20 protein-coding genes, 2 tRNA genes and 1 pseudogene are annotated in these 19,647 nt (G+C 37.8%); 12 read left to right on the top strand and 11 right to left on the bottom strand.

Annotation, left to right across the window (positions count from 1 at the left end; genetic code table 11):
- The first annotated feature begins 13 nt into the window (after positions 1–13).
- Genes F927_RS13110 through F927_RS13100 form a run of 3 tightly spaced genes read left to right on the top strand, consistent with a single transcriptional unit; the run spans position 14 to position 6,036 of the window.
- Positions 14–1,879, top strand: coding sequence for a site-specific DNA-methyltransferase (locus F927_RS13110; protein ID WP_005085738.1), 1,866 nt, complete (start codon positions 14–16; stop codon positions 1,877–1,879).
- Positions 1,880–1,891: 12 nt separating this feature from the next.
- On the top strand, positions 1,892–5,062 hold the full coding sequence (locus F927_RS13105; RefSeq protein ID WP_005085736.1) for a type III restriction-modification system endonuclease: 3,171 nt from the start codon (positions 1,892–1,894) through the stop codon (positions 5,060–5,062).
- 50 nt (positions 5,063–5,112) lie between these two features.
- The gene (locus F927_RS13100; RefSeq protein WP_005085733.1) at positions 5,113–6,036 is read left to right on the top strand and encodes a hypothetical protein; all 924 of its coding nucleotides are present in this window, start codon (positions 5,113–5,115) and stop codon (positions 6,034–6,036) included.
- Between the two features lie 186 nt (positions 6,037–6,222).
- Here F927_RS13100 and F927_RS13095 read toward each other — a convergent pair whose 3' ends face one another.
- Positions 6,223–6,933 carry an ATP-binding protein gene (locus F927_RS13095; RefSeq protein ID WP_042110626.1) on the bottom strand — a complete coding sequence of 237 codons (711 nt, stop codon included), beginning with the start codon at positions 6,931–6,933 and terminating at the stop codon, positions 6,223–6,225.
- Here F927_RS13095 and F927_RS13090 point away from each other — a divergent pair.
- Positions 6,913–7,233, top strand: a pseudogene (locus F927_RS13090) (HNH endonuclease domain-containing protein); the annotation flags it as partial. The gene F927_RS13095 and the pseudogene F927_RS13090 overlap by 21 nt on opposite strands.
- Before the next feature lie 8 nt (positions 7,234–7,241).
- On the opposite strand, the gene F927_RS13085 reads toward F927_RS13090, so the two are convergent.
- The 7 genes from F927_RS13085 to F927_RS13055 form a co-directional block, all read right to left on the bottom strand.
- Positions 7,242–8,696, bottom strand: coding sequence for a hypothetical protein (locus F927_RS13085; RefSeq protein ID WP_005085727.1), 1,455 nt, complete (start codon positions 8,694–8,696; stop codon positions 7,242–7,244).
- Positions 8,697–8,708: 12 nt separating this feature from the next.
- Positions 8,709–10,649, bottom strand: coding sequence for a DUF4407 domain-containing protein (locus F927_RS13080; RefSeq protein ID WP_005085725.1), 1,941 nt, complete (start codon positions 10,647–10,649; stop codon positions 8,709–8,711).
- A gap of 218 nt (positions 10,650–10,867) precedes the next feature.
- Positions 10,868–11,614 carry an ATP-binding protein gene (locus F927_RS13075; protein WP_005085723.1) on the bottom strand — a complete coding sequence of 249 codons (747 nt, stop codon included), beginning with the start codon at positions 11,612–11,614 and terminating at the stop codon, positions 10,868–10,870.
- 16 nt (positions 11,615–11,630) lie between these two features.
- Complete coding sequence (locus F927_RS13070) at positions 11,631–12,167, bottom strand: DUF1376 domain-containing protein (protein ID WP_005085721.1); 537 nt, start codon at positions 12,165–12,167, stop codon at positions 11,631–11,633.
- Positions 12,168–12,232: 65 nt separating this feature from the next.
- On the bottom strand, positions 12,233–12,484 hold the full coding sequence (locus tag F927_RS13065; RefSeq protein ID WP_001084945.1) for a hypothetical protein: 252 nt from the start codon (positions 12,482–12,484) through the stop codon (positions 12,233–12,235).
- On the bottom strand, positions 12,474–13,658 hold the full coding sequence (locus tag F927_RS13060; RefSeq protein ID WP_005085719.1) for a site-specific integrase: 1,185 nt from the start codon (positions 13,656–13,658) through the stop codon (positions 12,474–12,476). The genes F927_RS13065 and F927_RS13060 overlap by 11 nt, the downstream gene beginning before the upstream one ends.
- Before the next feature lie 19 nt (positions 13,659–13,677).
- Positions 13,678–13,887: a hypothetical protein gene (locus tag F927_RS13055; RefSeq protein WP_000122748.1), complete on the bottom strand. Its 210-nt coding sequence runs from the start codon at positions 13,885–13,887 to the stop codon at positions 13,678–13,680.
- A 112-nt stretch (positions 13,888–13,999) separates the two neighbouring features.
- Between F927_RS13055 and F927_RS13050 the strand changes: the two genes are divergently transcribed.
- Positions 14,000–14,227, top strand: a complete 228-nt coding sequence (locus tag F927_RS13050; protein WP_000587224.1) for a helix-turn-helix domain-containing protein — start codon at positions 14,000–14,002, stop codon at positions 14,225–14,227.
- A gap of 334 nt (positions 14,228–14,561) precedes the next feature.
- Here the strand turns inward: F927_RS13050 and F927_RS13045 are convergent.
- Together F927_RS13045 and F927_RS13040 are read right to left on the bottom strand one after the other, a co-directional pair.
- Positions 14,562–14,637: transfer RNA gene (locus F927_RS13045), tRNA-Gly, on the bottom strand.
- 45 nt (positions 14,638–14,682) lie between these two features.
- Positions 14,683–14,758 (bottom strand) — tRNA-Gly (locus F927_RS13040).
- A 190-nt stretch (positions 14,759–14,948) separates the two neighbouring features.
- Here F927_RS13040 and F927_RS13035 point away from each other — a divergent pair.
- The 5 genes from F927_RS13035 to F927_RS13015 all read left to right on the top strand — a co-directional run bounded on the left by F927_RS13035 (position 14,949) and on the right by F927_RS13015 (position 17,782).
- Positions 14,949–15,257, top strand: a complete 309-nt coding sequence (locus F927_RS13035; RefSeq protein WP_005085717.1) for a BolA family protein — start codon at positions 14,949–14,951, stop codon at positions 15,255–15,257.
- A 9-nt stretch (positions 15,258–15,266) separates the two neighbouring features.
- Positions 15,267–15,659, top strand: a complete 393-nt coding sequence (locus F927_RS13030) for a SirB2 family protein (protein WP_004637451.1) — start codon at positions 15,267–15,269, stop codon at positions 15,657–15,659.
- Between the two features lie 81 nt (positions 15,660–15,740).
- Entirely contained in the window at positions 15,741–16,583 is an 843-nt protein-coding gene (locus F927_RS13025) for a ParA family protein (protein ID WP_004637452.1), read from the top strand.
- Between the two features lie 9 nt (positions 16,584–16,592).
- A complete protein-coding gene (locus F927_RS13020; RefSeq protein ID WP_004637453.1) occupies positions 16,593–16,979 on the top strand; it encodes a hypothetical protein in 387 nt (128 codons plus the stop codon).
- 212 nt (positions 16,980–17,191) lie between these two features.
- Complete coding sequence (locus tag F927_RS13015; RefSeq protein ID WP_005085714.1) at positions 17,192–17,782, top strand: LysE family translocator; 591 nt, start codon at positions 17,192–17,194, stop codon at positions 17,780–17,782.
- 23 nt (positions 17,783–17,805) lie between these two features.
- Here the strand turns inward: F927_RS13015 and F927_RS13010 are convergent, their stop codons facing one another.
- Complete coding sequence (locus F927_RS13010) at positions 17,806–18,447, bottom strand: DedA family protein (RefSeq protein WP_004637456.1); 642 nt, start codon at positions 18,445–18,447, stop codon at positions 17,806–17,808.
- 224 nt (positions 18,448–18,671) lie between these two features.
- Between F927_RS13010 and F927_RS13005 the strand changes: the two genes are divergently transcribed.
- Together F927_RS13005 and F927_RS13000 are read left to right on the top strand one after the other, a co-directional pair.
- Complete coding sequence (locus F927_RS13005; RefSeq protein WP_004637457.1) at positions 18,672–19,094, top strand: DoxX family protein; 423 nt, start codon at positions 18,672–18,674, stop codon at positions 19,092–19,094.
- A gap of 132 nt (positions 19,095–19,226) precedes the next feature.
- The gene (locus F927_RS13000) at positions 19,227–19,595 is read left to right on the top strand and encodes a NirD/YgiW/YdeI family stress tolerance protein (protein WP_005085711.1); all 369 of its coding nucleotides are present in this window, start codon (positions 19,227–19,229) and stop codon (positions 19,593–19,595) included.
- Positions 19,596–19,647 lie beyond the last annotated feature (52 nt).

The following is a 19,647-nucleotide window of genomic DNA, read 5'->3' as shown; positions in this document are numbered from 1 at the left end:
TAAAGGTATATTGATGGACAAGTTAAAAATGCACTCGCCAAACTTAGTAGACGCAAACATCGAAAAGATTTCAGCACTGTTCCCCAACTGTATTACTGAAACCAAAGATGAAAATGGTGAACTGAAAAAAGCTGTTGATTTTGACTTGCTTAAACAAGAACTTTCACAAATTTTGGTTGAAGGTGAGCAAGAACGCTATCGTCTTGATTGGGTCGGTAAAAAAGAAGCCATTCTAACCGCCAATGCACCAATTGCGAAAACCTTGCGCCCATGCCGTGAAGAAAGCGTTAACTTTGATAAGACAGAAAACTTGTTTATCGAAGGTGATAACCTCGAAGCACTAAAACTTCTGCAAGAGAATTATTTGGGTAAGGTCAAAATGATTTACATTGACCCGCCATATAACACGGGTAATGACTTTATTTACGAAGATGATTTTGCTGAAAGCACCGAAGCGTTTTTTGAAAAATCCAATCAAGTCGATGAAGAAGGAAATCGCTTAATTGCGAATACCGAAAGCAATGGGCGTTTTCATTCTGATTGGTTAAGTATGATATATAGCCGTTTAAAATTAGCTAGAAATTTACTTTCAGATGATGGTGCAATTTTTATCAGTATAGATGATGGTGAGCAAGCTAATCTGAAAAAAATATGTGATGAAGTATTTGGTTCTAATAACTTTGTTGCTGATGCAATTTGGCGATCAAAAGATAATAGTAATAATGATGCTAAGAAATTCTCAATAGACCACAATCACACATTAATCTATTCAAAACAAAGCTCTTGGCAACCACAGAAATTACATGATGATAGCAAGAGAACACATTTCAAAAATCCTGACAATGATCCTAAAGGGCCTTATTTTGATGGAAATCCATTAAACTCCCCTAATTATAGGGAAAATCTTATATATGATTTGGTTGCTCCAAATGGGAATATTATAACCCCCCCTAAAAACGGTTGGAGATGGTCTAAAGCATTGATGCAGCAAAAAATTGCTAGTGGTGAAATTAGATTCAATGAGATGCAAACTAACATTAAAAGAAGAACATATCTTGCAGATATGGAGGGCTTGCCTCCCTCTACATTATTGATTGATTTGGAACAAACTGGGCACAACCGTCAAGCAAAGTATGAATTACTAAAGTTATTTCCTGAAGATATTTTCCAAACGCCTAAACCAACTAAATTAATTAAATATATATTGAAACTGTCTAATTTGGATAATGGAGATATATTTCTTGATTTCTTCTCGGGAACCTCAACATCAGCCGACGCTTTAATGCAGCTTAATGCAGAGGACGGTGGGAAACGTAAATTTATTATGGTGCAATTACCTGAAGCCAGTGATGAAAAATCTGATGCCTATAAAGCAGGTTATAAAAATATTGCCGAAATATCTAAAGAACGTATCCGTCGTGCAGGTAAAAAGATCATAGAAGATAATGCTAGCAAAGAAGGTATTGAAAACTTAGATATTGGCTTCCGTGTTTTAAAAATCGACTCAACCAATATGAAGGATGTGTATTACGCACCAGATGCTTTAAAACAATCTGACCTTTTAGACATGGCTTCAAACATTAAAGAAGACCGTACAGCAGAAGACTTACTATTCCAAGTCATGTTGGATTGGGGGCTTGAACTTTCTTTGCCGATCGAACGTAAAACTATTGCAGGAAAAGAAGTGTTCTATGTTGCAGGCAATAGCCTTGTAGCGTGTTTTGATGATTTGACATTTGATGTGGTTGATGAAGTTGCCAAAGATCATCCTTTGCGCTTCGTATCAGCAGAAAAAGCCATTCATCTTGACCATGATAAAACCAATATCAAAGAACGCTTTAAACAGCTCTCTCCTGATACCGAAGTGAAGTTTCTTTAAGAGGGTCAGACAATGGAAATCCGTTTTAAAACCCTTGGGTATCAGAAAGACTCTGTACAAGCGATTGTGGATTGCTTTAAAGGGCAACCACGTTCTGAAGGTCATCGTTACATGATTGACCAAGGTGCAGCTAAAGTAAAAAAAGCAACTGCACAGGTTGATATGCTTGAAGAAACCTTGGATTTACAAGGTGGTAAGGCTAAAAAAGTTGTTGCAGATGTTGGTTTTGAGAATGCCCATATTTTTGATCTGCAAGCCGTACTGAAAAACATTCAGGACGTACAAGCAGCAAGTGGATTACAAAGATCATCTCAACTCATCACGGATGATAATGGCAAAGGCAAGAACCTGACCAAAAGCCCATTAAACCTTGATATTGAAATGGAAACGGGTACAGGTAAAACCTATTGCTATATCCGTACTATGTTTGAATTACATAAGCAGTATGGTTGGTCAAAATTTATTGTGGTCGTACCAAGCATTGCCATTCGTGAGGGCGTTTACAAAAGCCTGAATATGATGGCTGATCACTTTCAAGAGCAATACGGCAAAAAGGCCCGTTTCTTTATCTACGACTCCAAAGCATTACACCATTTGGAAAGCTTTAGCTCGAATGGTGGGATCAACGTCATGGTGATTAACGTTCAAGCGTTTAATGCGACAGGTAAAGATAACCGTCGTATCTATGATGAACTGGATGAATTCCAATCTCGTCGTCCAATTGATGTGATTAGTCGTAACCGTCCAATTTTGATCTTGGATGAACCGCAAAAGATGGGGGCGGATAAAACCCTAGAGTCTTTATCTAACTTCAACCCATTGTTTATTCTGCGCTATTCCGCGACACATAAGCGCAATTATAACCTTGTTTACCGCTTGGATGCTTTGGATGCTTACAACCAAAAATTGGTGAAAAAAATCACTGTTAAGGGTGTGGAAGTACAGGGCTTATCAGGCACACATGGGTATTTATACTTACAAGACATCATTGTATCTAAATCTTCACCTGTCGCTCGCCTAGAAGTTGAGATTGAAACCAAGAATGGTTTTAAGCGTGAAGTCAGAAAGGTGAGTAAAGGCGATAACCTTTACGATATTTCCAATAAGGCCGAACAATACAATGACCGTTATGTTGTCTCAGACATTGATGCACGAGATAATTCGGTGACTTTCTTGAATGGCACAAAAATTCATGTGGGTGAAGCATTAGGGCATGTTGATGAAAAGATCATGCGAACCATTCAGATCCGTGAAACGATTCGTGCACATATTCAAAAAGAACGTCAGTTATACAATCAGGGTATTAAAGTCCTGAGTCTTTTCTTCATTGATGAAGTGGCTAAATATCGTCAATATGATGAGGATAATAATCCTGTAGATGGTGAATATGTTCAAATTTTCAAGGAACAGTATCAACAGGTACTCAATGAAATTGAGGATCTAAATTTAAAAAATGACCCATATTTTGACTATCTGAAAGCAGTTAAGGTAGACAGTACTCACAACGGTTATTTCTCAATTGATAAGAAATCAAAACGTCTTGCCAATCCAACGATTGATAAGAAGGCTGAAGAAGCTCAGGTATCCAATGATACAGACGCTTATGACCTGATTTTAAAAGATAAAGAACGCCTGCTTTCCTTTGAAGAGCCAACTCGTTTTATTTTCTCTCACTCAGCGTTACGGGAAGGTTGGGATAACCCGAACGTGTTTGTGATCTGTACTTTAAAGCATTCAGATAATGTGATTTCTCGTCGCCAAGAAGTTGGCCGTGGTATGCGCCTTGCAGTGAATAAATTTGGCGAACGTATGGATGCCAACCATTTCCAAGGGGCATTAGGAGAAATTCACAAACTGAATAATCTCACAGTTGTGACCAATGAAAGTTACAAAGAGTTTGTGTCGAATCTACAATCAGAAATTCTGAATACGATTCAGAACCGCCCGACACAAGCGACGCCTGATTACTTTAAAGGGAAAATCTTTAAGTTATCAGATGGTTCTAGTGTTGAAGTCACTGAATTGATGGCAAAGCAGATTAATAAACATCTGTCTAAGCACGATTATATTGATGACAATGATCAGTTAACGCCAAAGTATCACGAAGCGAAAGATCAAGGTACGCTGGCTGAATTGCCTGAAAGTTTAGTGGCTTATACTGAGCAAATTCACAAGCTGATTGATGGGCTGTTTGATCCAAAAGCTTTGGAAGGTATGGCTGATAATGGCAATAAGAAGCTGACCAATACGATCAACCAAACCAATTTAGAACGAAAAGAATTCCAGGCGTTATGGTCTCGTATTAACCGTAAAGCGGTTTATCAGATTCATCTGGATTCTGAAAAACTCATTGAGCAAAGTATTAGTGCTGTTGAACGTATTGCTGTTGAGCGTAACAACAAATTTGTGGAAACGCTGAGTTATAAACTTGCAGAAGCGACACAGAATGATGAATCCACCTATGAGCAAGTCAAAGCCAAAGAAATGTTTGGGAAGGTGACTTCAAAAACTGAGGTTGTGGATATTTCTATCCAGTCTCAAGTGACCTATGACCTGATTGGGAATATTGTCGATGATACCAATCTCACTCGTAAAACGGTTGCCCATATCTTACAGGGAATTAACGCTGCGGTATTTGCACAGTTTAAGTTGAATCCAGAAGCTTTCATTCGTGAAATGAGTCGTATCATCAATGAACAGCAAGCAAAAATGGTCATTCAAGGACTGAAATATAATCCTTTAGATAGCACTTATCCTGACAATGAAATATTTGTAAGTAATGAGAATATTCCATTACAGGCATACAAGGCAGAGCGTCATATTTGGGATTACGTAGTCACCGATTCAGATAATGAACGTAAGTTTGTCGAAGAGTTGGATGGTGCCGATGAAGTGGTTGTCTACGCTAAACTCCCTGATCGTTTCCAGATCCCTACGCCTTTCGGTAGCTATAACCCTGATTGGGCAATTGCTTTCAATAAGGATAAAGTGCGCCAAATCTATTTCGTTGCAGAAACTAAAGGCTCAATGCTAGACAGTGACCTACGGGAAAAAGAGAAACGTAAAATTGAAAGTGCTGAAAAGTTCTTCGCTACTTTAAATCAAGAAAATCAATCATTGGGGGATGCAGTTCAATATTCTGTGATTGATAGTTTTGGTAGTTTGATGAATTTAGTGAAATAAGCAATCGAAAGTCTATGACTAAGTCATAGACTTTCTTTTACGAGGAAATTATGGGCTTTTTTGATATGTTGTTTTCTGGCATTGGGTCTTTATTCAGTGCAGCAGTGAGTGTGGTTTCTGAAGTGGTTTCTACAGTTAAAACTTATTTCACTGCAAAAGAAATCGTGACAAAGACTGTCTACGATGAACGAGACAAAAAACAAGATCAAATACATGAGCTTAATCAAGAAATTCAATTTTTGCGTAGAAAATTGAATGAATCAGGACGTATTACTGAACAACAACGTAAAAGGCTGTATGAGCTTGATGAGGAAAGAAATTTTCTAAAACAAGGCATTAAAAGTGATAGTCAAATTATTGCTGCTGATAGATTTCAACAGAATGAAAATAATATTCATAAAGTTGATATTGATCTAGAAACAACCCATGTCCTTCAATGGAATGCTTTTGCAGATACCATGGCAAAGACATGCCCTAAATGTCAAAGACCTATGAAATTACAGTGGGCACGTAATTTAGTTCATGTAAATCCACAAGATTTCTATTGGGGATGTACGGGTTGGTATTTTAATAATAAACAGGTTCGTTTATGTGAATATCGTGAAAATTTATCTCAACAAGACTTAGCATTAATGACAGATACATCCGCACCTGAATTTAGTCTTTCAGCTCAAGACTTCAATATTATTCTTCAGGATCATAGTACGTCTGAAAGTATTATAGAACGTATGGATGATTTACAGTCTGATCTAAGGAATAAAAAGCAAGGTGTTAACATTGTTTGTTGCCCAATGCATGCTGAACCGATGGTTTTACAAAAGAAAAAGAATGGTATTGGGTTGTTAGATCAATATTATCTAAGATGTCCACATTGGGCACCTAATGACCAAGGTTGCCCTTATACAGAGAAGCTAAAATCAGGTTCACAATTGGCAGCTTTATTAAAGCATCAGACAGGTACAGGTATACTCTAACAATTCATGGAAATTTATCTAAGAGTTAATTTTCTGAGGTGTCCATGTAAAATAAGAACGGGTGTTCAGCTTCAAATAAGAATATCTGTCCATTTAATAAGAATATGCGATTAATGCAATTTTGAAAAATCTAATTATAAAAGCCAATCATCTCAGCAAGATAATTGGCTTAAGTAAAGAGTCGTATTATTTGGTTATTCGTCGATCATCCCAATAACACGGTACTACAATCAAATTGTTTTCATGTAATCGTGACCATAATCGGACACCTAAATCTCGCTGCATATTTTGGACTGTGAAATTGGAAATCAGCAGGGTAGATTTCATATTGTCATAACGGCTATATAGAACCTTATGTACCATCTCTAGGCGTTTTTCATGCCGGTCATGCAGGCCATATTCGTCTATCACCAATAAATCAAAACTGGAGAAATGGTCGATGACTTCTTTCTCAGAGCGTGAAGTATCTGACCAAGTATCCATCATTTTTTGAGCAATTTCTGCGCTGGTATAGTAGCGTGCAGATTTTGTACTGTTATGCAGAATGTTGCGAATAATTGATGCACTCAGATGGGTTTTACCTGTACCCGGTGTACCAATCATCAACATGTTCGGGTTGTGGTTAGAAATAATTTGCTGTGCAAAGGCCTGACATAGCTTGATGGTATTTTCTTGTGCAGGGCATGCAACTACATAATTCTTGAAGCCACGGTCTAGATAGCGTTTATTGAGCCCTGAGTTTTTGATTTTCTGTTGTAGCAATCGCTGTTGCAGTTCATCCTCATAGGCTGCATTTGAGTGATGGACGGTTTCTTTGGCACACAATTTACAGAGCCTGTGACCAGCAATTTCCATCAGGGGTATATGATGGGTAGGGCAAAATATGCCGTGGATCATTTTATTCCATGGTCTTTATATCCTGCCGATACCGGACATAATTTTGTGCTAGCAGATGACAAATGTAATTCACAAAAAAGTAATTATCTGGCGTCCGAGCAATTCCTAGATCAATGGAGAGAACGTAATCATTTACATGATCGACTAATCACTCAAGAGATTTCTCAATTAGGTTTTCTAACCGATCTGCAACGTTCGCATCGGGTTGCCGATTGGGCGTATAAGCAGGCAATAGAGAATGAGTATTTAGTTTGGTTGGGCGGAAAAGATAAGCAAATTTTTCGATCTATTGGTTTATAAGAAAGACCTTAGGTCCCTTGTTTATATAGTTTATTGTAGTTGATGATATCTTGGGTCAATGGAAATTGATCAGGATATAATTTGTACCTTTCAATATATATTTTACGTTTCTGGTCATAAATTTTTTTAATTTGCACCAGATCTATATGAAGGAAATCACGTAAATAAATGCTATTTAATACTAAGATTGCCAATGCTTTTGAGTTTTTCTCATTTTCTATAGCCATAAGTGTATTTTCGATATTTTGAAATTTGGTAGAAGACTTATCTAAGTTGTTCTTAGCTATTTTTTTTAGCTCATCATAAAAAATAAAATTTAAATCGGGGAAAAAATAATGTTTCCATTTTTGTGATGTTAGATATTGACTGTATCTCTGTTCGATTAGTTGAAATGCTTGCTCTTGCTTTTGTAAGGGTATACTAGCTTGGTGTTTTAATTTTTTAATATACGGTAAGTATTGAAGACCAAATTTATCCAGCATTTGTTCCAAACGAAGCTTTTCTTTTTGTAATTCTAACTCTTTGATCTTTTTACCAAAGCCACCTCCCACTTTTGAACCGATTAATGCGCCAACTCCTGCTCCTATAACACCTCCAATAACTGGCATAAACACAAGACTCCCTAAACCAAGCCCGATGGATGCACCAACTTTTGCCATGGTCAGACTCCCTACAGTTTTGGAAGAAAAGTCGATAAGAACGTTCTTATTTATCGAGTTTTTGTCTCCACCAGCTTTTAATAAACGTTGTCTTTCATTGAATGCAGCTATTCCGCTTGCAATAGGCAAATGTAGATCGAATGAATCTAAGGCAGCATTACCATTTGCCTGTTCGATGGTAGAGTCAAATTGTTGCGATATATCGGCATGACTCAAACCTTCTAATGGCTGTATATTATCTATTCCAATATTTTGATAGGTATCTTCAGGCACTAAATAAGTCACATCTGGATGTGCCAAAGCTGTCATTTTAATGCTGTCTATATCTAGAATGGTTTTGACATTTACGAGATCACCGTCAATTTTTAAGTCCCAGACTTCTTGATTGGATGTGCTAGCCCAGACAATTTCATGGGTTTGTCTATCTAACAGATCACTTACTTTTTGTTCACCAATATAACCGATTAGACGATTTCTAAAGCCTGATAAAGAAGTTTCATCTTTCTCTAACATATTCAACATTAAATAATTTGAGACATCTAATGCTGAATTTAACTCTTCCTGGCTACTAAAATCGACGGCTTTAATTACGCTTGGATCAATACTGTAAACTTGCCATAAATACTCACCGATAGCTAAGCCTGCTGGGAAAAAACCTGAATAATCATTTTTCTGATTTTCTGTAGGTAAATGTAAACTTGCACGGATATGCTCACAGCGACTACGATGCAGTTTTATCTTTCTAATAAAAATAAAACTGCTATAGCCTAAAATTGTCACCACGAAAAAAATTAACCAAATCATATAAATTTATTCTTAAGACATATACGACGGTACTTGAGTCGAAAGCTGGCTTTTCAGTTTCTCTACCAACATCGGTATCTCTTCATCATGGTGTGGTTCATATGGCGTATCAATTAAGCCCTCAGCTCCTAATAGCTCCATTTTTCGTGCTTCAATTTTGGAACGAAAGGTAGAAATAATTTCTAAAGGTTCCTTGAGCTCAGTTAATGTAGCTCTAGTTTTACTTAATTGTTCACGAATACGAGCCATACTTTCTTGAAAATACTTCTGATCTGTTTCAAAAGTTAGTAGTGAAGATTTAATGTTTTTAATATAGGTCTTTTGCTCAACGACCGCAGACTCTGCAGTCGTAAAGGCTCGCAAACTTTCAATGGTATGATTTTCTTCTGGGCGCTGAAGTTTACGTGCTAGGTCTTGCATATCAGCTAAATCTGCTTCAGCAATACTAATTCGTTTGTTTCGAGCATCGATATTGTCTTCATGGTTTTTATAAGTACGTTCAATATCATGGAGCTCTTCAATTAAGTTTTTCTCGTCAATTTCTAGTTGATCTATTTTTTTAGAAAATTTGTTTAAATATTCTATTTCAGCTTCTTCTACTTCATTTAAAGCTTTTAGAATTTGCCCTTCATAAAACACACGAGATTTTTCACGCATTTCAATCTCAGCTTTTTCTTTGGCAAGACGTTCAAAATGAATTTGTTGTGCTTTTTTTAGTTCAGCTTCGACTAATTCTTGGCGTTCTTGTTCCTGTTTCGCTTTGGCCAGTAAACGCTCTTCCTCTAACAATTGCTTCTGCTGCTTTTCTCGAGTAAGTCTTTCTTTTTCTTGAATCATTAATATTTCTTGTTTTTTCCGTTCACGTTGGTCTTGAGCATATTGAACCATGATCTCCTCAAATTCTTCAGGAATAGACTGATTAGTTTGTAGAATAAGATCACTTCGTTCCTGTTCCGGCAAATATTTGTCGAATGTTCCGAGTTTATATAGCGCCCATTTCTCTTGTAAGCGACTTGAAAAATACATCTGCAAAGTACGAGGTTGCATAAGTTTTGCAGAGATTAATATCGTTCCGAGAATGATTAAAAAAACATCTACAGCATATTTTGTTTGATTAAAAGCTTTTTGATTTTCAAATTCTTCAATGGCTTGTTGCCTAAATATTGGGCTATCCTTTGTAATGGTAATCCCATATTTTTTTAATTCTTCTTCATTGCCGCGATCCACCGCTTGATCAAATTTGGCTAAAAAACTTTCTCTTTCTATACGAGTTGATTTTAAATCTGATTGTAATGTTTCTAATTGCCTTTCAATACTTTGAGCAACGTAGCCACGGCCATATCCAGTGCCACTTTTGCCACTGATTTCTACCTGTAATTTTTCATTAGTATTGTTGACTAACTGTTCAAGCTCTGCAATTTTCTTATCACGACTTTCCAGTCCATTTTTTTTCGCTAGAGCAATATTGTCTTTGTATTGCTCCATCATTTTATTATCAATATCTGCTTTAAAAACTAATTGAGTTAAAAAAGGTGCAGTAATATATAAAGATAAACAGACAATTCCAATCCTGATAGCAAATGGAAAATATTTTGCTATGAATGATTTGATACCCGACCGTGAATAAAAAGGTTCTTTTGTTAATTGCAAACCATTCAAGGTTTTTTCATGTTCATCTTTTAATAGATCAGCAGATGCCATTGATCGGTCGAAAAACCACATTAGAAGAAAAACGAATCCACCTACGATAGTCCAGCCGACGTAAGGTGAATTAGGAGTAAAAGTACTACCTAAAAACCCCCATGCGAAACCTTCCGACAAAGCAGCAAGAATCATGATAAATGAAATAACTGTAAGATAAGTCGAACCACCACTTGTCAATAAATTTTTATGGTAGGTTTTGAGTGTCAAAAAATCCCAGAATTTAATAAGAATATTTGGTTCTTTATTCATAATGTGACGTAGGTGGGTTTAATTTGAACTTAAGTGTATCTTATTGTAATTTTTTGTGCATTATTGTTTTAATTTTGGTTTGAATTTTTTGTAAAAACTAATAAGAACACTGTAACAAGTCTTAGATGGGATGGCATTGTCTATTTGATTGAACGTTTGGAATCGTTAGAGAAAGCCAATTATTTCAGTGAGATAATTGGCTTAAGAGAGAGTTACGATTATCCGCTTATTCGTCGGTCATCCCAATAACACGGCACTACAATCAAATGGTTCTCATGCAACCGTGACCACAATCGGACACCTAAATCCCGCTGCATATTTTGGACTGTGAAATTGGAAATCAGCAGGGTAGATTTCATATTGTCATAACGGCTATATAGAACCTTATGTACCATCTCTAGGCGTTTTTCATGCCGGTCATGCAAGCCATATTCATCAATCACTAATAAATCAAAACTGGAGAAATGCTCGATAACTTCCTTTTCAGAGCGTGAAGCATCTGACCAGGTGTCCATCATTTTTTGAGCAATTTCTGCACTGGTATAGTAGCGTGCAGATTTTGTACTGTTATGCAGAATGTTGCGAATAATTGATGCGCTCAGATGGGTTTTACCTGTACCCGGTGTACCAATCATCAACATGTTCGGATTCTGACCAGAAATAATCTGCTGTGCAAAAGCCTGACATAGTTTGATGGCATTGTCTTGAGCAGGGCATGCAACTACATAATTCTTGAAGCCACGATCTAGGTAGCGTTTATTCAGCCCCGAGTTTTTGATTTTCTGTTGTAGCAATCGTTGTTGCAGTTCATCCTCATAGGTTGCATTTGAGTGGTGGACGGTTTCTTTCGCACATAATTTACAGAGCCTGTGACCAGCAATTTCCATCAGGGGTATATGATGGGTAGCGCAAAGTGTTTCCGTTGTTTCTGCGCGAAACTGGAGTGTTTTAAGCATGGTATTCATGACTAATCTCCTAAATCTACTTTGAATTTTCTAAAAAACTCTCATTTTTTTCTTCAAAATTTGAAGATGAAGATGAAGATGAAGATGAAGATGAAGATGAAGGGCATGATTCAAGCATGGCTTGAGTAATACTCGAGCTCTTCTCAGGAGCTGCTTGAGCATTTACTTTTCGTTGCTTGGTTGATGCTTGAGCATTACTAGCGGATTTCCCCCAACGTGCTTGAGCTGCATTTTTAGCTTTATCAGATTTCATTTGCTGATTTTGCAATGCTTGGCTTTTTAAACTGCTTAAGAAATTTGAATGAATCTGCTCAGACTCGACTTCAAACAATTCTAGGGCCATCAGCGTATTTAACAAAGTTTTAGCCTTGGTGTGCTGCGGTAATTTCGTGATGCTGCATACTGTTGCTAAATCATGAGGAATGGCACCATTTTTCCAGAAATCCATCATTAACAGCAGTGCCGCACCAATTTGTTCTGCTGTCATTCGTGCAAATTTCGCCTGTAGGTCGCCAATATAGAGTGGCATCCAAATTGAAATATCTTTATTCATATGTTCACCTTTTTATAGGTATAAAGGGGCTAAGGTCATCGATTTGATGACCTTTTATGTTCGTTTTATGAGTGAGCGAGACTCATTAAGCGGAGACGGGCCTGTTGAGCCAAGTCATCGTAATGAGCTTGCCCTTCATCCAGCATTCGCTGTAGCCAGAGTCTTAATGCTTGGTGATCATCGAAGCATTTATTGATTTCCAGCAAAAAGGCCAGATTGTGCAGTTTGGGAATGTGTAGCTCATGGATTAATTCACGAGCGACCATATCTGCTTCAGGGCTGACGACCACACCACCAAAGAAAGCTTTACTGTTCATGTGCAAGCTCCTCTGTATTTAGTTTTTCCAGCATGGCTTCAAATGCACTGCCATCGCGGCGCGTGACATTGGGGATGTAACGGCTATAGACCCGGAATAGCATTTCAGTCGTTGAATGTCCCAATTGACGTGCGATCCATTCCGGATTTTCTCCTGCTGACAGCCATAGAGTTGCTGCTGTATGACGTGTTTGGTAGGCTCTTCTAGACTTCAATCCTAGAAAGCGCAAGATCGGATGCCAGACACGTTTATTCACCAGACGGTAATCGAGAGGTCCACCATCACGATTGCAGAAAACAAACTCTGATTTACCATTATTTAAGCTTTTCTGTTGCATAAAGGCTTGGTAAACGCGGTCATTCATCTGGATCGTGCGGTCAGAACCATAAGTTTTGGTTCCGCCAAGCACACCATTCACTAACGCTTCTCTGATATGGATTTCACGACGCTGTAAGTCGATATTTTTCCATTGCAGACCATCGATTTCACTGGTACGCATACCCGTAAAAAAGCGAATGGTGTAATAGGGGCGGAAGTCTTCACGCACTGTGGTAAGAATTTTATGCACCTCTTCCAGAGAAAAAGGTGTGACTTCAATCTTGCTTTCCTTCAGATTGTTAATATTTTTATAAGGCGACTCAAACTCGTATCGTTCAGCCGCATCATTGAGTATCATACGTAAAGGCGTCATGATTTGATTGATTCTCGATGCTTTCAGACTTGTCTGATTTTTTCCGTGAGTCACTTTGGCGAGAGAGGCACGGAAGTTCAGCAAGTCTGACTTCTTGATTTTCGAGAGAACCTGATTACCAAAAGCAGGAATCAAATAGTTTTTGATCACAATTGAAACCTTTTGCTGGTATGAGGTTCTCCATTCAACTTGTTTCTGCTTTAACCACAATTCAGTAAACTCTTTAAAAAGAGGAACTTTGGTCTGTACAGCAATTTGCTTACTTCTTTTTTCCTTAAACTCCTCAACACGGTTACTTTTTGGAAAGTACTTTTCGTATTCAAAAGTTCCCAAAGTAATTTCCGCCTCCAGCTGCTCGAGACGTTTTTTCAAAATACGACGATTATAGGCATTGTCTTCAAGACTAGTTGTTTCTCTGCAACGAATGCCCATGTAGCGAAAATCGGCAATCAGTTTGCCACTTCGTTCCCGGATGGTAGCCATCAGTTAAACCTCCTAAGCCTTATTGCAAAGCATCCATGCTTAAACCAGTGAATTTAAGCATTTCAGTTTCAATACGTTCCCAAACAAAAAGAATTTTGCGGCCACCAAAAGGACGGATGTAGTGAACACCTTCAATAAAGACACTGTCCTTCAGCTGGTTGCGAATGGTACGAGCGTCGTACTGGATTTTTTCAGCCAGTTGCTGGGCTGTGAGATAGGTATATGACATAATAGAGCCTCATATTTTTTACTAGGTAACTAGGAAAAATTATTCCTAAGACATAAATTATCATATTTTTATGTTGTTGCAAGTACTTTTTATGATTTAAGTAGGAAATTTTATGATTATTTCAAACTTGGCAGTTTTATTAGCAGAAAGGAAACTTAAGGTTGCTGATTTGGTAAGAAGTACTGGAATTAATAAATCTACTTTGCACAAACTTTATAATGATGAATCTGTACGGATTGATTTTGAAACCATTGATAAAATTTGTATTGCATTAGATGTGGGAGTGGGTGATTTATTGATTTTTAAGAAAATTGATAATAATCAAAATGATAATGACTAGTTTGGTCACAAATGGTCACATCAAAAAGTGAAATGGTCACAAATTATTGAACGATTGGTAAAAAACACTGTGCTTTGAAAAGAGTTATGTGTTTTTTACACCCAAAAAAGCTCTGAGGGGGCTAAAAAGTAGAGATGGAATAAGAGCATTTGAGATCAATTAAGACCATTTTTATTGTCGTGGGCACGCCATGGTCACATCTTGGTCACAAAATACAAATTACATTAAGGATATTTTTTATTGAATTGAATCACAAAGGAAGGCGGAATTTTCAAAAGTATAATAAAATCAACAAGAAAAAAGCCCTAATCTTTCGACTAGGGCCTTTTAAATTTGGAGCGGGAAACGAGACTCGAACTCGCGACCCCAACCTTGGCAAGGTTATGCTCTACCAACTGAGCTATTCCCGCATATTGAGCAGTTTTTACGAAAACTTACACTTAAAAAAACCAATCTGGAGCGGGAAACGAGACTCGAACTCGCGACCCCAACCTTGGCAAGGTTATGCTCTACCAACTGAGCTATTCCCGCGTGCCAGCTATAATACATTAAGCAAAATAAGGGTCAACAACTTTATGCAGAGAATTGGCTTAATTGCATAAAATAAAAGCATTTTCGTGGTCAAAAATAGAAAAAAGCAAAATTTTGCACAAAAGTTTAACCAATCTATGGGTGATGTATACTAATGAGCAATCTCGATTTGACCTTAATAGAGTGAATGATGAACTTAGAACAACAATTGATTGAACGCTTACAAAGCTTTGCCCCAAGTCATCTTGAGGTGATCAATGAGTCGGCTGGGCATGGAGGGTATTTTCCAGGGAAAGAGTCCCACTTTAAAGTGATTGTGGTGAGTGAAGCATTTCAAGGATTACGTTTAGTTCAACGTCATCAGAAAATTTATGCAGTTGCTGCAGAATTAATGAGTCCTGGAAAAATACATGCACTCGCAATTCATGCCTATGTACCAAGTGAGTGGCAAGGACAAGCACCTGCAAGCCCAGAATGTGCACATGCACCTAAACAATAAGGATTGATCATGGACGCACATTTACTTACCAAAATTATTCATATGTCGGCAGTGAGTCTGTTAATCATTGCTTTTGTTGCACGTGCCGCAACATTATTTGTCGGTGTTAAAAATGAACAACCGAATCCTACCGCGCGGAAAAGCTTAGTGGCGATGCAGCATTTATCCTTGACCGTGATTTTGATTACAGGAGTGATCTTATTGGTGATGAAAAACTTTGATGTGCAACCTTGGTTTTATGCCAAAGTCATTTTATTCATCGTGTTATGTTCATCCTTGATCAAAGCTTTTCGTAAAGACGACAGTATTTTACTGGTACAACGCCGTGCAGGTATTATCATCGGTGCAGTTGCTTTGATAGGTACTTTAGGTTTAGTCATGATCAAACCTGTTTTTGCGTAATTGTTGGACATTGTCTTAGTAATTGTTTTGGCTCTAGGTTAAACTGCGTGCAGTTTACAAAAAATATTGTAGAGGGAAATCATGTTAACGCGTGTGGTATTTAACCAAAAAGGTGGTGTGGGGAAATCAAGTATTACAATCAATCTAGCTGCAATCAGCGCTAAACAAGGGCTAAGAACCTTGGTGATTGATCTTGATCCACAAGCAAACTCCAGCCAATACCTTTTGGGTGAAGATGCAACATATTCTGCGGATAAAGCGGCACTAGAGCCAAATATTGAAAACTTTTTTGAAGATATCTTGGGTGCAACCCAGCAAAAAAGCTTGATTGGCAATGCGTTAGGTTCAATCCTGAAAGTACCTCGTGGCAAAGGTTTAGACAGTTATGTACATCGTACATCCTTTGCAAATTTAGATGTGATTCCTGCAAGCCCAAGCTTGGGTGCACTAGAACATGCACTAGAGAGTAAACACAAAATCTATAAGTTGCGTGATTCGATTCAATCACTGAGCGCGCGTTATGATCGTATTTTTATCGATACTCCACCGGCATTCAATTTCTTTACTTTATCGGCATTGATTGCGGCCGATCGCGTGCTGATTCCATTTGATTGTGATGTATTTTCTAAACGTGCGTTACAAACTTTGATTGAAAATGTGATCGAAACGCAAGATGATCATAATGATCGCTTAGAGATTGAAGGGATTGTTGTCAATCAATATCAATCTCAAGCAAAATTACCACGCGAAGTGGTTCAACAGTTAAAGGATGATGGTTTGCCTGTACTTGAAAGTATGTTGCCACCATCTGTATTGATGAAAGAATCACATCAGAAGAATTTACCTTTGGTTCATCTCGCAGCTGAACATAAATTGACCCTTGCTTATGTCACTTTGTTCAATGAGATTGAATCTAAGCAATAAGAGAACATTATGAAACGCTTCTATTGGATGCCAGTTTTGGCTGTCAGTTTATTATTGGGTGCTTGTGCATCGACGGTTAAACCCGCTTATGTTTCGCCTACCCAATATCAAGCTTTGAACTGCCAACAGCTACAAGCGGAGTACAATCGTATCCAACACTATATTGATAATGGTGTGCAAACACCAAAACGTACAGGTGTTGGGGTAGGCGTTGGACTTGGCGGTGGTTGGGGCAAAGGCGGTTGGGGCTTTGGTCCTTCTGTTTCGGTCAATATGGGTCAGTCCATGAATACCAAGAACACTGAATTGGCGAAAGTACTGGGTCAACAAGATGCAATCGTACAAGCTGCACAATTTAAGGGATGTCCAATTATTGTGAAGCAGCGCACAAATTAATTATTTTCTATCGATTTATCGCTGTAGTTAACTATGGCGATAAAACTAAATATTAGCAAAATGTTTCAAATAAAAATAATAAAAATCATATATTTGTAGTTTGTATGATCCATTATTATCTCTTTCAGCCTTGATTGCTTATTTCTTAGTGCTTGTTTGTCTGCCCTAAATTCGTTTATCGTGGCGCCCATGTATGGCTGTTCGGTATATCTATGATTGAGAGTTGGTTTTTTGTTTTGGCGATGCTGGCGGTATTACTTATCCCTGGTCCAACCAATGCTATGCTTGCCAGTGCAACCCACCAACAAGGTGTTCCCAAAACGCTTGTTTTTATCCCAGTGGAATGGTTAGGGTATATTTACGGCATCAGTTTATGGGCACTATTTATTCATCTATTTGAACCGATTTGGCCTGCTTTTGATGTGATGCTGCATATTGGCAGCTTATTATATGTATTGTGGATGGCATTTCATCTTTGGAAAAGCTCTCATCTACAAAAACATGATCAACGCCACCAACACATTCGTCCTACTCAACTGTTTGTATCGACCTTAAAAAATCCGAAAACGGTGTTGCTAGCAGCAGGGATTTTTCCAGCGGAAGCTTGGAATTCTGTTCAAAATGCGGCAATTGTATTTACCATCTTTAGTTTGATTTTAATTCCTGTTTCAATATTTTGGATGGTGTTTGGACGTGCTTTGTTGACTGGAAGTTTCGCAGGAATTAAAGCCGATCACTTATATAAAGGATCGGCAATGCTGTTGATTATTTGTATGTTACCTATGGTGTTTCGAGTATTTTAAGCCATTCAAACGAGTGCTTGGCATCATGAGGATGCTTTACGTTGATTCATTTTTTGGCGAGCAAAGCCAATCACACCCGGCAAAACACTAACAATAATGATACCGAAAATTAAATAGGTGAAATTATCTTTGACGATCGGCATGTTTCCAAATAAATATCCGAGCGTGATAAAAGAGGAGATCCAACAGAACGCACCAATCACATTGTATGTCAGAAAATATCTATAATTCATACTGCCTGCACCTGCGACAAATGGCGCGAAGGTACGTGCGAAAGGCACAAAGCGAGCGAAAATAATGGTTTTGCCACCATGACGTTCAAAAAATTGTTGGGTTTTCATGAGGTGTTGCTTGTTAATAAATCTGGAATTGGTTTCAAATACTTTAGGACCAATATAGTGACCAATATGATAATTAACGGTGTCACCCAAAACAGCTGCAATAAATAATAAGACACCCAGTACCCAAGGATCCATCACACCCGTTGATGCTGCTAATGCACCCGCAGCGAAAAGTAAGCTATCTCCAGGCAAAAATGGCATCACCACAAAGCCTGTTTCGACAAAGATAATTAAAAATAAAATGGCATAGATCCATACGCCGTAATTATTAATAAATTCGAGTAGGTGTTGGTCAACGTGTAGAATAAAATCAATGAGTTCCATGAAAATGTTAACGCTATAAATTTGAGCTAAATCCTAGCAGTGCAGGGATGGAATGTCAGTATAAAAAGCAAATTAATTGGTAACAGGGGTTGACGTGATCAGGCGCAATAATTTTATTTTTGTTTCAAATATAGAACGATGCATTAACTAATATCATGTTTATTGCAAAATAAAACATACATACACTGTTGTTATGTTAAAAAACAAACAGTGTGGAATCAATTATGTTTAATCCGAATGTTGTTGTCAAAAATATCGTAACGCAAACAGGCGTTGAAAATATCGTCACTTTAATTGCGCGAATTCTCATGGCATATATTTTTATTGTTGCTGGTTGGGGCAAGCTTACTGCTTATAGCGCGACAGCAGGTTATATGGAAGCGATGGGCGTACCTGCTGCCTTATTACCGTTGACCATTCTTGTTGAATTTGGTGGTGGTTTGGCGTTGTTATTTGGTTTCCAAGCACGTTTTGCTGCCTTTGGTTTAGGTGTATTTAGTATTTTGACTGCTTTTCTCTTTCATGGCGCAGATGATCAGGCACAGCAAATCAACTTTATGAAAAACTTAGCGATGGCTGGTGGTTTATTTTATCTGATGCTATACGGTGCTGGGCGTTTGAGCTTAGATCATAAAATCGAAAACTAATTTGTTGCCCCCTTAGTTAATGTGACTAAGGGGGCTTTAATATTTAAATTTACCGATTATTACAAATGTAAGCCGACATTCAGCTATTTTTTTGTTTAGCTATGATCAGATTTAAAAACAAGGTAAGTAAAAATGAGAACAATCATCGCTGGATGTACGCTTGGATTGATACTGTCATTAACGAGCCAAACTTGGGCAGGTAAGGATGATCATGTACTTATACAGGAAGCTGCTCAAAATATTGTGACCGTGAGTCAGGTTGCTCAATTATCTGATGAAACTGGTGTTACGTTAACTGGGCAAATTACCAAACATTTACACAGTGACCATTACGAATTTAAAGATCGTACTGGAACGATTAGCATCGAGGTCGATGATGATATCTGGCGTAAAGCTGGATTGAAGGTCGGTGATCATGTTCGTTTAGTTGGTGAAGTTGATACCCATCGTTATAAACCTACTGATATAGAAGTGATCAAGATCGAAAAACATCATCACTAAGCTTAAAAAAACAAAAAGGAAGCACTCGCTTCCTTTTTGTTTTCATGGGGCG

The organism is Acinetobacter haemolyticus CIP 64.3 = MTCC 9819 (assembly GCF_000369065.1).
GTDB lineage: Bacteria > Pseudomonadota > Gammaproteobacteria > Pseudomonadales > Moraxellaceae > Acinetobacter > Acinetobacter haemolyticus.
Note: the sequence above shows the minus strand (reverse complement) of the source record. Positions and strands in the feature narration are given on the sequence as shown.

Coding starts and splice junctions, on each gene's coding strand:
- F927_RS13110 (WP_005085738.1), top strand. CDS start 14: ATGGACAAGTTAAAAATGCACTCGCCAAACTTAGTAGACGCAAACATC.
- F927_RS13105 (WP_005085736.1), top strand. CDS start 1,892: ATGGAAATCCGTTTTAAAACCCTTGGGTATCAGAAAGACTCTGTACAA.
- F927_RS13100 (WP_005085733.1), top strand. CDS start 5,113: ATGGGCTTTTTTGATATGTTGTTTTCTGGCATTGGGTCTTTATTCAGT.
- F927_RS13095 (WP_042110626.1), bottom strand. CDS start 6,933: ATGATCCACGGCATATTTTGCCCTACCCATCATATACCCCTGATGGAA.
- F927_RS13085 (WP_005085727.1), bottom strand. CDS start 8,696: ATGATTTGGTTAATTTTTTTCGTGGTGACAATTTTAGGCTATAGCAGT.
- F927_RS13080 (WP_005085725.1), bottom strand. CDS start 10,649: ATGAATAAAGAACCAAATATTCTTATTAAATTCTGGGATTTTTTGACA.
- F927_RS13075 (WP_005085723.1), bottom strand. CDS start 11,614: ATGAATACCATGCTTAAAACACTCCAGTTTCGCGCAGAAACAACGGAA.
- F927_RS13070 (WP_005085721.1), bottom strand. CDS start 12,167: ATGAATAAAGATATTTCAATTTGGATGCCACTCTATATTGGCGACCTA.
- F927_RS13065 (WP_001084945.1), bottom strand. CDS start 12,484: ATGAACAGTAAAGCTTTCTTTGGTGGTGTGGTCGTCAGCCCTGAAGCA.
- F927_RS13060 (WP_005085719.1), bottom strand. CDS start 13,658: ATGGCTACCATCCGGGAACGAAGTGGCAAACTGATTGCCGATTTTCGC.
- F927_RS13055 (WP_000122748.1), bottom strand. CDS start 13,887: ATGTCATATACCTATCTCACAGCCCAGCAACTGGCTGAAAAAATCCAG.
- F927_RS13050 (WP_000587224.1), top strand. CDS start 14,000: ATGATTATTTCAAACTTGGCAGTTTTATTAGCAGAAAGGAAACTTAAG.
- F927_RS13035 (WP_005085717.1), top strand. CDS start 14,949: ATGAACTTAGAACAACAATTGATTGAACGCTTACAAAGCTTTGCCCCA.
- F927_RS13030 (WP_004637451.1), top strand. CDS start 15,267: ATGGACGCACATTTACTTACCAAAATTATTCATATGTCGGCAGTGAGT.
- F927_RS13025 (WP_004637452.1), top strand. CDS start 15,741: ATGTTAACGCGTGTGGTATTTAACCAAAAAGGTGGTGTGGGGAAATCA.
- F927_RS13020 (WP_004637453.1), top strand. CDS start 16,593: ATGAAACGCTTCTATTGGATGCCAGTTTTGGCTGTCAGTTTATTATTG.
- F927_RS13015 (WP_005085714.1), top strand. CDS start 17,192: ATGATTGAGAGTTGGTTTTTTGTTTTGGCGATGCTGGCGGTATTACTT.
- F927_RS13010 (WP_004637456.1), bottom strand. CDS start 18,447: ATGGAACTCATTGATTTTATTCTACACGTTGACCAACACCTACTCGAA.
- F927_RS13005 (WP_004637457.1), top strand. CDS start 18,672: ATGTTTAATCCGAATGTTGTTGTCAAAAATATCGTAACGCAAACAGGC.
- F927_RS13000 (WP_005085711.1), top strand. CDS start 19,227: ATGAGAACAATCATCGCTGGATGTACGCTTGGATTGATACTGTCATTA.